Genomic DNA, 11,248 nt, shown 5'->3' on the forward strand with positions numbered 1-11,248 from the left:
ACGTGTGGCTGCGCGGGGGCTGGGCGATGGACTTCCACCTCGGCGAGGTGACCCGTCCGCATGTCGACGTCGACTGGTACTGCTGGCGGCGCGACGCCGAGACGCTGGCCGACCGGCTCGGCGCGCTCGGCTGGCGCCCCGACCCCCGGATGCCCGCCACGACGCAACTCGACCTGCTGCGCGACGACGTCGAGCTGAGCTTCGCGTACCTCGACCGGGACGCGGACGGCCGGGTCGTCGTCACCGCCGGCAAGGCGCCCACGGAGAGCTTCGCGGTCGGCGTACGCCAGGTGAAGCTGAACCGCGACGGCGACCGGCCGTTGCCGGTGACGCTCTGGTACCCGGCGGCGGGCGCGGCCGGTGGCGCGGTCGAACGTTCCGCCCCGGCGGCGGACGGGCGGTTCCCGGTGGTGCTGTTCAGCCACGGGCTCAGCGCCCGGCCGGAGGACTACCAGGCGCTGCTGACCCGCTGGGCGGCGGCCGGGTTCGTGGTCGCCGCGCCGCGTTTCCCGCACACCTCCCGGGGCACCGACGGCAACCCGCTGGACGTGCTCAACCAGCCGGCCGACGTGTCGTACGTGCTGACGCGCGTGCTCGCGCTCGGCGAGAAGGCGGGCGATCCGCTGCGCGGCCGGCTGGACCCGGAGCGGGTGGCCGCGACCGGGCACAGCGCCGGTGGCGTGACCACGATCGGGCTGTTCACCGCGGGCCGGGACGAGCGGCTGGACGCGGGCATCGTCTTCGCCGGCACCGCGCTCGGTGTGGGCACCGCGTTCGCCGGCGCCGCCGCGCCGCAGCTGTTCGTGCACGGCGAGGCCGACGAGGTGGTGTCGTACGCCGCCGGCAAGGCCGTGTACGACGTGGTGCCGTGGCCGAAGGCGATGCTCAGCCTGCCGAAGGGTGACCACGGCCGGGCGCTGCTCGGCGACGGCAAGGCGCTGGGCGTGGTCGCCGACACCACTGTCGAGTTCCTCCGCTGGACGCTCTACGGCGACCCGGCGGCGAAGAGGCGCCTCCCGGCCGACGCCGCCCGGGGCGGCCTGGCCACCCTCGACGACCGCCTGTAAGGAAGGGCCCCTTCTTAACGTCTCCGGTAGAGAAGGGGCCCCTTCTTAACACGCCGTCCGCGCCGCGCGCCGTCCGCGCCGTCCGCGTCAGGCGGTGTGGTCGACGACCACCTTGCCGAAGACCTCACCGGAGTGCAGCCGGGCGAACGCCTCGGAGATCTCGCTGAACGGCACCACCCGGTCGACCACCGGGCGCACCTCGTGCTCGGCGCAGAACGCGAGCAGCTCGGTCAGCTCGTCCGGGGTGCCCATCGAGGTGCCGAGGATCTCCAGTTGCATGGCGAAGACCCGGCGCAGGTTGATCTTCGGCTCGTGCCCGGAGGTGGCGCCGGAGACCACGATCCGGGCCGTCGGGGCGGCCGACTTCAGCGAGTGGTCGAAGGTGGCCGCGCCGACCGTCTCGATCACCACGTCGACCCGTTCCGGCAACCGCGCGCCGGGTTCCAGCGCGGTCGCGCCCAGCTCGGCGATCCGTTCCCGCTTGGCGGCGTCGCGGCTGGTCGCGTACACCCGCTTGCCGAGCGCGACGCCGAGCGCGACGGCCGCGGTGGCCACGCCACCGCCGGCGCCCTGGACCAGCACCGACTCGCCGTCGGCGACCCGGCCCTTGGTGGTCAGCATCCGCCACGCGGTGAGCCAGGCCGTGGGCAGGCACGCCGCGTCGGTGGCCGACAGGCCGTCGGGCAGCGGCAGCAGGTTCATCCGGGGTACGGCGACACGCTCGGCGAACGTGCCCTGGTAGTGCTCGGAGAGGATGGAGACCCCGCGCGGGTCACCGGGGGTGGGCACCACCGGGTAGATGACCACCTCGTTGCCGTCCGGGTCGGTGCCGACCGCGTCGCAGCCCAGGATCATCGGGAGCTGGCCGGCGGTCAGGCCCACGCCGCGCAGCGACCATAGGTCGTGGTGGTTGAGCGAGCTGGCCCGGACCTGCACGGTGACCCAGTCGTCCTGCGGGTGGGTCGGCTCGGGACGGTCGCCGACGGCGAGCGCGGCGAGCGGGTTGTCGGCGTCGAAGGCCGAGGCATAGGCAGCACGCATGATCGGCACGGTAACAAGCTGAGCAGCAGTTAAGAAGGGGCCCTTCCTCTACCGGAGGCGTTAGGAAGGGCCCCTTCCTTACATCTCAGCGGCGGGCGACCCCGTCGCGGCGGGCGGCCTCCGCGACCGCCTCGGCCACCGCCGGCGCGACTCGCGGGTCCAGCGGCGACGGCACGATCGCATCGGCGGTCAGCGACTCGGCCACCACGCCCGCGATGGCGTCGGCGGCGGCCACCTTCATCGAGTCGGTGATCCGGGTGGCCCCGGCGTCCAGCGCGCCCCGGAACACACCGGGGAACGCGAGCACGTTGTTGATCTGGTTCGGGTAGTCGCTGCGCCCGGTGGCGACCACCGCCACGTGCCGGGCGGCCACCTCGGGGTGCACCTCAGGGGTGGGGTTGGCCAGCGCGAACACGATGCCGCCGGGGGCCATGCCGGCCACCGCCGCCTCCGGGATCTGGCCGCCGGAGACGCCCACGAGCACGTCCGCGTCGCGCAGCGCCTCGGTGATGTCGCCCTGGCGGCCCTCGGCGTTGGTGAGCTCGGCCAGTTCGGCCTTGGTGCCGGTCAGCTCGCGGTGCCGGCCGATGATGCCGCGCGAGTCGCACACCACCACCCGGTCCGGGTCGACGCCGCCGGCGATCAGCATCTTGGTGACCGCCACCCCGGCCGCGCCCGCGCCGCTGACCGCCACCCGCAGGTCACCGAGCTTGCGGTTGAGCAGCGCCGCGGCGTTGCGCAGCGCGGCGAGCACCACGATCGCGGTGCCGTGCTGGTCGTCGTGGAAGACCGGGATGTCCAGCGCCTCGTCGAGCCGGCGCTCCACCTCGAAGCAGCGCGGGGCGCTGATGTCCTCCAGGTTGATCCCGCCGAACGAGGGCGCGAGCGCCTTGACCGTCGCCACGATCTCGTCCACGTCCTGGGTGTCCAGGCAGACCGGCACCGCGTCCACGCCGGCGAACTGCTTGAACAGCACCGCCTTGCCCTCCATCACGGGCAGCGCGGCGCGCGGGCCGATGTTGCCCAGACCGAGTACGGCGGAACCGTCGGTGACCACGGCGACGGTGTGCGACACCCAGGTGTAGGTGTCGACGAGCGCGGGGTCGGCGGCGATCGCCTCGCACACCCGGGCCACACCCGGGGTGTACGCGAGGGAGAGGTCCTCGCGGCTGGTCAGCGGCACTGTGGAGGCGACTGCCATCTTGCCGCCGACGTGCAGGCGGAAGACGGGATCGGCGGGGTCCGGGGTGGACGAAGACATGGTGACTCCAGGATCTGTCGAGCAGACGGACCGGCCGGCGTGGTCAGCGGTGGTCAGCGACCGGCGGCGCGGCGGTGCGGGGGTCACCCGGGCACTTTTCGAGCATAGTCACGCTTCGGCACCCAGTATGTGAGCGGGGTCATATCCGCTCCGGTCGTTACCGTCCCCTGACCCGTCCCGGACGCGGCCACCAGCGGGCCACCACCCGGCCCCGGACGTCGGCCACGCCGTACGCGCGGGAGTCGTCGGCGACGAACTCGTTGTCGCCGCGCAACCACCATCCGCCGTCGCGGGGTTCCACCGCCCGCTTGACGACGAGCAGGTCGGGACGGCTGCGGAACACCGCGACGACGACGTCGCCGGAGCGTACCGGCCGGCCTCTCGTGCGGACCAGCACCGCGTCGCCGTGACGCAGCGTCGGGGCCATGGACGGGCCGGTCACCAGCACCGGCACCAGCGGGCCGCGCAGGGCCGGAGGTTCACCGGTGGGCGCCATGTCACCTCCCAGCCCCGGAGGGCGTCTCCAGGAGTAATGTCGTCTTGGATCATCGCAAACAACCCATGGAGGACCCTGATGCGCCTTCCCCGCATCCTCACGCCCCGGGTGACGGCCAGCGCTCACTGCGACCTGCCCTGCGGCGTATACGACCCGGCCCAGGCCCGGATCGAGGCCGAGTCGGTCAAAATGATCTGCGAGAAGTACCAGGCCAACACCGACCCGGAGTTCCGCACCCGCGCCATCCTGATCAAGGAGCAGCGGGCGGAGCTGGTCAAGCACCACCTGTGGGTGCTCTGGACCGACTACTTCAAGGCGCCGCACTTCGAGAAGTACCCGCACCTGCACCAGCTGTTCAACGAGGCCACCAAGCTGGCCGGCGCGGCCGGCGCCAAGGGCGCCACCGACCCGGCCAAGGCCGACGAGCTGCTGTCGAAGATCGACGAGATCTCGAAGATCTTCTGGGAGACCAAGCAGGCGTGACGTCGCCCGACGGCACTCCGACGATCCGGCCGGTACGTCCCGAGGACGTACCGGCCGTCGTCGCCATGGTGCACGAACTCGCCGAGTACGAGCGCGCACCCGAGCAGTGCCACCTCACCACGGCACAGCTCGACGCGGCCCTGTTCGGCCCGTCCCCGGCGCTGTACGGCCACGTCGCCGTCGACGCCTCGGACCAGCCGGTCGGCTTCGCGCTCTGGTTCCTCAACTTCTCCACCTGGGCCGGCGTGCACGGCATCTACCTGGAGGACCTCTACGTCCGCCCGGACGCCCGGGGCACCGGCGCGGGCCGGATGCTGCTCGCCACGCTGGCCTCGATCTGCGTCGAGCGCGGCTACCAGCGCCTGGAGTGGTGGATGATCCACTGGAACCCGGCGGCCCGCTTCTACGCCGCGATCGGTGCCACGCCGATGGACGAGTGGACGCCGTACCGCCTGGCCGGGCCGGCGTTGCACGAGCTAGCGACGCACGCGACGGCCGCGCCCACGCGCCCCGCCCGCTGACCGGGTAGAGTCCCGCACCGGGGGGAGGAGCCGTGACTCAACTGACCGGGCACCCGACGACCGATGACGACGTCGTCCACCTCACCGTGCCCGCCGACGGTGGTTACCTCGGCGTGCTCCGCACCGCCACGGCCGGCCTCGCGGCCCGGCTCCAGTTCGCCCTCGACGAGATCGAGGATCTGCGCATCGCCGTCGACGAGGCGTGCGCCATGCTGCTCGCCATCGCCACCCGCGACGCCGAGCTGGAGTGCCGGTTCGCTGTGACCGAGGACGCGCTCACCGTCGAGGTGACGGTGCCGACGGTCCGGGGCGCCACGCTGCCGTCCGAGTCGTCGTTCGCCTGGAAGGTGCTGACCGCGCTGACCACCGGGGCGAACGCCCACGCATCAGGCGGCCGGGCCACCATCTCGCTGCTGACCCGCCGCGCCGGCGGCTTCTGACCGACGCGCGGCTTCTGACCGACGCGCGGCCACGGCCCGGCGGCGGCCACGGCCCGGCGGCGTCCAGACCCGGCTGCGCCCCAGGCCCGGCTGCGGTCCAGAACGGGCCGCGTCAAGACCGGGCGGCGCTCAGCCGGCCGGCTCGCCGAAACCCAGCGCGCGGTTGGTCGGACCGCTCACCAGCAGCCCGACCATGCCGATCCCGAGCGCCATCAGCGGTACCCCGAGCCAGCCCATGCCGCCCTCGATCATGAACCAGCCGACCGGCAGCAGCATGAGCTGGAGCACGATGGCCGGTGCGCGAGCCCCGGCACGGCGGCGGGACAGCGCGCCGCCGAGCGCCCAGAGCGCCACCGCGCCGCCGACGGCGAAGACGGTCACCAGCAGCGCCGAGGTCAGATCCGTCGTGTCGGCGGTGAGGTCGGACCAGATGAGCCACACCGCGATCAGCCCCAGCGCCACCGCCTGGGCACGTAGCAGGAGCACCGCGGCGCGCAGCGTGCCGGGGAGCGGGTCGGAGTCGATCGTCACGGGCGCCACGATACCGGTGGGTAGTCGCGGTACAGTGCCGCCCATGCGGGCCGTCCTGGTGGTCAATCCGAAGGCCACCACCACCAGCGAGCGCAGCCGGGACGTGCTGGTCCGGGCGTTGCGCAGTGAAGTCGACCTGTCGGTGCGCTACACCCGCCGACGGGGCCACGCCACGGACCTGGCCCGGGAGGCCGCCCAGGAGGGCGTCGACCTGGTCGTCACGCTCGGCGGTGACGGCACCGTCAACGAGGTGGTGAACGGCCTGATGGCGGCGGAGCCGCCGACGTTCCGTACCGGACAGACCTCGGCCGAGCGGCTGCCCGCGCTGGCCACCGTGCCGGGCGGTTCGACGAACGTGTTCGCCCGCGCGCTCGGGTTGCCCCGGGAGTGGCCGGACGGCACCAGCATGATCCTGGAAGGGCTGCGACTGGGCCGGTCCCGCACGATCGGGCTGGGCCGTGCGGACGACCGCTACTTCACGTTCTGCGCCGGCTTCGGGCTGGACGCGGCCGTCATCCGCCGGGTGGAGCAGGCCCGCAAGAAGGGGCGCGTCTCCACCCCGGCGCTCTACTTCCGTTCCACAGCGAGTCAGTACTTCGTCGGCTCGGACCGCCGCCACCCGTCGATCACGCTGGAGCGCCCGGGTGAGGCGCCCGCGACGGAGTTGGCCACGGCGATCATCCAGAACACCGCGCCGTGGACGTACCTGGGCGACCGCGAGATCAACCCGAACCCGGAGGCGTCGTTCGATCTCGGGCTCGACGTGCTCGCGTTGCGGCGGCTCCGGGTCGCCAGCACGGCCCGTACGGCGGTGCAGTTCTTCTCGAAGCAACCGGATCCGCACGGCAAGCAGGTGTTGCGGCTGCACGACGTGGCGGAGTTCACGCTGGTCTCGGACCGGCCGTTGCCGTTCCAGCTGGACGGGGACTACCTCGGCGAGCGGGAGAAAGTCCGATTCACATCCGTACCGGCCGCACTGAGAGTAATCTGCTAGGTCTCGGGTATCCCAGTCGGTTGACGCGGACCGCCCGCCGCGCGGGCGCGGTGGCCGCCACGCCGAGGAAGGGTGCCGGAAATGTCAGCAACGTCACGCAGACCGTACTACATTGATTATCGACTGTGGCACGCCGGGTAACCAGGGCTCTGGCAAACCCGGACAAATGGGTGGTGAGCCCGCTCACTGTTCGGAGTTTTTCCGAGCGTCACCCTTGACATCGCTGTAGTTCGTGAAAGTATTCACAAGCGAACTCGTGCTGCCGGGACATTGCCTGGATATGCTCGTTCGGTTGAGCTGTTCCAGCAGGTCCGGGTACCCCACAGCCTGCTCACGCTGCGCCGAATTGATGGATGCTGACCGTCACCATTCGGCAATGCGGACGCATATAGAAATAGCAACAACGAAGCGTTATCTGGCCACCCACTAAGAATGAGGAGTGTTGCCGCCATGGACTGGCGCCACGATTCGGTCTGCCGCGACGAGGACCCGGAGCTGTTCTTCCCGATCGGGACGTCCGGCCCGGCCCTCCTTCAGGTGGAGCAGGCGAAGGCCGTCTGCCGGCGCTGCCCCGTGACCGACCAGTGCCTGCAGTGGGCGCTGGAGTCCGGTCAGGACGCCGGCGTCTGGGGTGGGATGAGCGAAGAGGAGCGTCGCGCGGTGAAGCGCCGCGGCGGCCTCCGGGTGTTGCGCGCTCACTCCGCCTGACCCGTACACGCTGACCGCCCCGGCCGGGATTCCGGCCGGGGCGTTCTGCTGTCCCGGACCGGGTCAGCCCGTCACCGCCTCCACCCGCCGCCGGACCAGGTCCGCCAGCTCCGGCAGGTCGGTCAGGGGGTCCGCCACCGCCACCGCGCCGGCCGACCGGGCCGACGCGCGTACCCCGTCGTGGAACCGGCCCGGCGCCAGGAAGTAGGCGGCCACCGCGACCCGGCGGGCGCCCGCGGCGCGCAGTCGCGTGACCGCGCCGCCGACCTCCGGGGGCGCCGCCGAGGCGTACGAGACGCGGCAGGGCACTCCGAGCCCGGCGCCGAACGCCGCGGCGACCCGGCCCACCGAGGCGCGCGCCGCCGGATCCCGGGTACCGGCCGCCGCCAGCACCACCGCGTCCAGACCGCCCGGCCCGTCACCGGTCGCCTCCGCCAGACGGCGGCGCAGCCCGTCCAGCAGCCCGCCGTCCACCCCGCCGCCGGTCGGCCCCAGCACATCCGTCACCCGTACCTCGATGTCCGCGCCGGCCGCCGCGACCGCCGCCGGGATGTCCACCTTCCGGTGGTACGCGGCGGTCAACAGCAGCGGCACCAGGACCGCCCGGGAGTGACCGGCGTCGGCCAGCCCGCGCAGCACCTCGGCCGGCCCGGGATCGGTGTGGTCGAGCCAGCTCGGCAGCACCGGACGGCCGGGGCAGGTGTCCGCCACGGCCCGGGCCAGCGCCCGGGTCGCCTCCGCCGCACGCGGGTCACGGCTGCCGTGCGCCACCAGCACCACCGGCGGCCCGGCGCTCAGGTGTGCAGGCCGCACTCGGTCTTCTCGAACATCGCCCAGCGGCCGGCGCGCGGGTCCTCCCCCGCCTTCGTCCGCCGGGTGCACGGCCAGCAGCCGATCGAGCCGTAGCCGCGGGCGAACAGCTCGTTGACCGGGATGTCGTACCGGGCCACGTAGGCGTCCACCTCCCGCTGCGTCCAGGCCGCTATCGGGTTCACCTTGACCTTGCCGCGCCGCGCGTCGAAGCCCACCACCGGCGTGTTCGCCCGGGTCGGCGACTCGTCCCGGCGCAGCCCGGCGGCCCAGGCGTCGTACCCGGACAGCGCCCGCTCCAGCGGCTCCACCTTGCGCAGCTGGCAGCAGTCGTCCGGGGACCTGTTGAACAGGCGCGGACCGTACTGGCCGTCCTGCTGCCCCACAGTCATCCGCGGCCGGATCGAGCGCACCCGCACCGGCATCCGCCGGGCCACCTCGTCGCGGACCCGCAGCGTCTCCGGGAAGTGCAGCCCGGTGTCCAGGAACACCACGTCGACGCCGGGCGCGACCCGGGAGACCAGGTGCGCCACCACGCCGTCGGCCATCGAGCTGGTCACGCAGAACCGCTCGCCGAACGTCTCCACCGCCCACCGGGCGATTTCGATCGCCGGCGCGTCGGCCAGCTCCCGGCCGGCCTCCTCGGCCAGCGCGCGCAGCTCCTCCGGGTCGCGGCGCGTCGGCTCGGCCGCGCCGATCAGGCCGAGGCCGGCGGCGGAGACGAGGCCGCTCACCGGGTCACCGCCCGGCTCAGCAGGCCGGTGAACTTCACCGCGAAGACCCGCGCGCAGGCGTGGCACTCCCAGGCGCCGTGCCCGGCCTCGTGCGGTCGCAGGTCCTCCTCGCCGCAGTACGGGCAGTAGAGAGGCGCAGATCGGGCATCGCTCATCGGAGCTCCTCCTCGTCGACTCTGATCACCCAGTTGGCGAACGTCTCACCCTCGGTCCGGCCGGCCAGGTAGCGGCGGGCGAGCCGTTCCACGTACTCCGGAAGCTCCTCGGCGGTGGTCTTCAGACCGCGCAGCTTGCGGCCGAAGCCGGCGGTCTGCCCCTGCGCCATGCCGAGGCCGCCGCCGAGGTGCACCTGGAAGCCCTCGACCTGCCGGCCGTCCGGGCCGACCACGAGCTGGCCCTTGAGCCCGATGTCGGCGACCTGGGTGCGGGCGCAGGCGTTCGGGCAGCCGTTGAGGTGGATGGAGATGTCCGCGTCGAAGTCGCGCAGCCGCTCCTCCAGGCGGGCGACCAGCTCCTCACCGCGCCGCTTGGTCTCGACGATGGCGAGCTTGCAGAACTCGATGCCGGTGCAGGCCATCGTGCCGCGCCGCCAGGCCGACGGCCGGGCCTCCAGGCCGATCCCGCGCAGCGCCGCGACCAGCGAGTCGGTCCGCTCCGGCGCCACGTCCAGCACGAGCAGCTTCTGGTACGGCGTGAGCCGCACCCGGTCGCTGCCGTGCGCCTCGACCACGTCGGCGAGCTGGGCCAGCTGCGTGCCGGACACCCGGCCCACCACCGGGGCCGCGCCCACGTAGTTCGCGCCGTCACTCTGCCGGTGCACGCCGATGTGGTCGACCGGCTTCGCCGGCAGGTCGGCGGCCGGACCGTCGAGCAGCGTGCGGCCCAGGTACTCCTTCTCCAGCACCTCCCGGAAGCGCTCCACGCCCCAGTCGGCGACCAGGAACTTCAGCCGGGCCCGGTTGCGCAGCCGGCGGTAGCCGTAGTCGCGGAAGATGCCGACCACACCGGCCCACACGTCCGGTACCTCGTTCAGCGGCACCCAGACGCCGAGCCGCTTGGCGAGCATCGGGTTGGTGGAGAGCCCGCCGCCGACCCACACGTCGAACCCGGGCCCGTGCTCCGGGTGCTCCACGCCGAGGAACGCGATGTCGTTCGCCTCGTACGGCGTGTCGACCAGCCAGGAGATCGAGGTCTTGAACTTGCGGGGCAGGTTGGAGTACGCCTTGTCGCCGACGTACCGGCGGACGATCTCGTCGATCGCCGGCGTCGGGTCGAGCACCTCGTCACGGGCCACCCCGGCGACCGGGCTGCCCAGCACGATCCGGGGGCAGTCGCCGCACGCCTCGGTGGTCTGCAGGCCGACCGCCTCCAGCCGGCGCCAGATCTCCGGCATGTCCTCGACCCGGATCCAGTGGTACTGGATGTTCTGCCGGTCGGTGATGTCGGCGGTGTCCCGGGCGAACTCGCGGGAGATGTCCGCGATCACGCGGAGCTGGGCCAGGTTGAGCTGGCCACCGTCCACCCGGACCCGGAGCATGAAGAACTCGTCCTCCAGCTCGTGCGGCTCCAGCACCGCGGTACGCCCGCCGTCGATGCCGGCCTTGCGCTGGGTGTAGAGGCCCCACCAGCGGAACCGGCCGCGCAGGTCCTGCGGGTCGATCGAGGCGAAACCGTTGTGGGCGTAGATGTTCTCGATCCGGTCCCGCACGTTCAGCGGGTCGTCGTCCTTCTTGATCCGCTCGTTGGGGTTGAGCGGCTCACGGTGTCCGAGCGCCCACTGCCCCTCGCCGCGTGGCCGGCGGGGCGCACGGGCGGCAGGCGCCGGGGTGTCGGGACGGGTCGGGGTGCTGCTGACCGCCATCGCGGCGTCCTCCATGGTCTGCTGCGGTGCCTGGAGCGCGGACGCGGCGGCCGGCCCTGGAGAGGGCCGCGGACGGCGATGTCGATGACGGCCGGCGCGAGTACGCGCCCGAGACGGAAAGGTCGGGCGTCGTCAGTGGGCCGGACAGATCGCGCTGCGCACGCGGCCGTAATCGACGTGGCGACGAGCCACGAAGCGGCGGACGACAGCGGCGGTCATGTGCCTCATGCTGCCACACCACGCCCCGCACGACCACAGCTCCGCACTGTGATCCCACATCACGGGCCCACCACCCCCACAT

14 protein-coding genes are annotated in these 11,248 nt (G+C 72.7%); 6 read left to right on the plus strand and 8 right to left on the minus strand.

Going from position 1 to position 11,248, the window contains the following annotated elements; all coding sequences use genetic code 11:
- Positions 1–2 precede the first annotated feature (2 nt).
- Entirely contained in the window at positions 3–1,067 is a 1,065-nt protein-coding gene (locus ABD52_RS33315) for a chlorophyllase (protein ID WP_235437630.1), read from the plus strand.
- An 87-nt stretch (positions 1,068–1,154) separates the two neighbouring features.
- Here the strand turns inward: ABD52_RS33315 and ABD52_RS33320 are convergent, their stop codons facing one another.
- The 3 genes from ABD52_RS33320 to ABD52_RS33330 all read right to left on the minus strand — a co-directional run bounded on the left by ABD52_RS33320 (position 1,155) and on the right by ABD52_RS33330 (position 3,865).
- Positions 1,155–2,117: a Zn-dependent alcohol dehydrogenase gene (locus ABD52_RS33320; protein ID WP_047894354.1), complete on the minus strand. Its 963-nt coding sequence runs from the start codon at positions 2,115–2,117 to the stop codon at positions 1,155–1,157.
- A 76-nt stretch (positions 2,118–2,193) separates the two neighbouring features.
- Positions 2,194–3,369 (minus strand): NADP-dependent malic enzyme, encoded by a 1,176-nt coding sequence (locus ABD52_RS33325; RefSeq protein ID WP_013288351.1) that lies wholly within the window; start codon positions 3,367–3,369, stop codon positions 2,194–2,196.
- Positions 3,370–3,526: 157 nt separating this feature from the next.
- Entirely contained in the window at positions 3,527–3,865 is a 339-nt protein-coding gene (locus ABD52_RS33330; RefSeq protein WP_047894355.1) for a S24/S26 family peptidase, read from the minus strand.
- Between the two features lie 78 nt (positions 3,866–3,943).
- On the opposite strand from ABD52_RS33330, the gene sodN reads away from it, so the two are divergent.
- Genes sodN through ABD52_RS33345 form a run of 3 tightly spaced genes read left to right on the plus strand, consistent with a single transcriptional unit; the run spans position 3,944 to position 5,309 of the window.
- A complete protein-coding gene (sodN, locus tag ABD52_RS33335; protein ID WP_047894356.1) occupies positions 3,944–4,348 on the plus strand; it encodes a superoxide dismutase, Ni in 405 nt (134 codons plus the stop codon).
- Positions 4,345–4,869, plus strand: a complete 525-nt coding sequence (locus tag ABD52_RS33340; protein ID WP_047894357.1) for a GNAT family N-acetyltransferase — start codon at positions 4,345–4,347, stop codon at positions 4,867–4,869. Before sodN ends, ABD52_RS33340 begins: the two co-directional genes overlap by 4 nt.
- Before the next feature lie 32 nt (positions 4,870–4,901).
- Entirely contained in the window at positions 4,902–5,309 is a 408-nt protein-coding gene (locus ABD52_RS33345) for an ATP-binding protein (RefSeq protein WP_047894358.1), read from the plus strand.
- A 129-nt stretch (positions 5,310–5,438) separates the two neighbouring features.
- Here the strand turns inward: ABD52_RS33345 and ABD52_RS33350 are convergent, their stop codons facing one another.
- Positions 5,439–5,840 (minus strand): hypothetical protein, encoded by a 402-nt coding sequence (locus ABD52_RS33350; RefSeq protein ID WP_041784529.1) that lies wholly within the window; start codon positions 5,838–5,840, stop codon positions 5,439–5,441.
- Positions 5,841–5,883: 43 nt separating this feature from the next.
- Here ABD52_RS33350 and ABD52_RS33355 point away from each other — a divergent pair, with 43 nt between their 5' ends.
- Both ABD52_RS33355 and ABD52_RS33360 read left to right on the plus strand, forming a co-directional pair.
- Positions 5,884–6,834 (plus strand): diacylglycerol kinase family protein, encoded by a 951-nt coding sequence (locus tag ABD52_RS33355; RefSeq protein WP_030271872.1) that lies wholly within the window; start codon positions 5,884–5,886, stop codon positions 6,832–6,834.
- Positions 6,835–7,284: 450 nt separating this feature from the next.
- A complete protein-coding gene (locus tag ABD52_RS33360; protein ID WP_013288358.1) occupies positions 7,285–7,542 on the plus strand; it encodes a WhiB family transcriptional regulator in 258 nt (85 codons plus the stop codon).
- A 63-nt stretch (positions 7,543–7,605) separates the two neighbouring features.
- Here ABD52_RS33360 and ABD52_RS33365 read toward each other — a convergent pair whose 3' ends face one another.
- From ABD52_RS33365 to ABD52_RS33375, 4 genes are read right to left on the minus strand one after another with little or no spacing between them, the layout of a single operon-like run.
- Positions 7,606–8,355 carry a sirohydrochlorin chelatase gene (locus tag ABD52_RS33365; RefSeq protein ID WP_030271875.1) on the minus strand — a complete coding sequence of 250 codons (750 nt, stop codon included), beginning with the start codon at positions 8,353–8,355 and terminating at the stop codon, positions 7,606–7,608.
- Positions 8,337–9,086: a phosphoadenylyl-sulfate reductase gene (locus ABD52_RS33370; RefSeq protein WP_013288360.1), complete on the minus strand. Its 750-nt coding sequence runs from the start codon at positions 9,084–9,086 to the stop codon at positions 8,337–8,339. The genes ABD52_RS33365 and ABD52_RS33370 overlap by 19 nt, the downstream gene beginning before the upstream one ends.
- Complete coding sequence (locus ABD52_RS40365) at positions 9,083–9,241, minus strand: hypothetical protein (RefSeq protein WP_013288361.1); 159 nt, start codon at positions 9,239–9,241, stop codon at positions 9,083–9,085. The genes ABD52_RS33370 and ABD52_RS40365 overlap by 4 nt, the downstream gene beginning before the upstream one ends.
- Positions 9,238–10,947, minus strand: a complete 1,710-nt coding sequence (locus ABD52_RS33375; RefSeq protein WP_030271878.1) for a nitrite/sulfite reductase — start codon at positions 10,945–10,947, stop codon at positions 9,238–9,240. The genes ABD52_RS40365 and ABD52_RS33375 overlap by 4 nt, the downstream gene beginning before the upstream one ends.
- Positions 10,948–11,248 lie beyond the last annotated feature (301 nt).

Source organism: Micromonospora sp. RV43 (genome assembly GCF_001029515.1).
GTDB classification, from domain to species: domain Bacteria; phylum Actinomycetota; class Actinomycetes; order Mycobacteriales; family Micromonosporaceae; genus Micromonospora; species Micromonospora aurantiaca.

What these genes read in the sequence shown, in the direction of transcription:
- ABD52_RS33325 (WP_013288351.1), bottom strand. Translation starts at nt 3,369, where the DNA reads ATGTCTTCGTCCACCCCGGACCCCGCCGATCCCGTCTTCCGCCTGCAC.
- ABD52_RS33330 (WP_047894355.1), bottom strand. Translation starts at nt 3,865, where the DNA reads ATGGCGCCCACCGGTGAACCTCCGGCCCTGCGCGGCCCGCTGGTGCCG.
- sodN (WP_047894356.1), top strand. Translation starts at nt 3,944, where the DNA reads ATGCGCCTTCCCCGCATCCTCACGCCCCGGGTGACGGCCAGCGCTCAC.
- ABD52_RS33355 (WP_030271872.1), top strand. Translation starts at nt 5,884, where the DNA reads ATGCGGGCCGTCCTGGTGGTCAATCCGAAGGCCACCACCACCAGCGAG.
- ABD52_RS33360 (WP_013288358.1), top strand. Translation starts at nt 7,285, where the DNA reads ATGGACTGGCGCCACGATTCGGTCTGCCGCGACGAGGACCCGGAGCTG.
- ABD52_RS40365 (WP_013288361.1), bottom strand. Translation starts at nt 9,241, where the DNA reads ATGAGCGATGCCCGATCTGCGCCTCTCTACTGCCCGTACTGCGGCGAG.
- ABD52_RS33375 (WP_030271878.1), bottom strand. Translation starts at nt 10,947, where the DNA reads ATGGCGGTCAGCAGCACCCCGACCCGTCCCGACACCCCGGCGCCTGCC.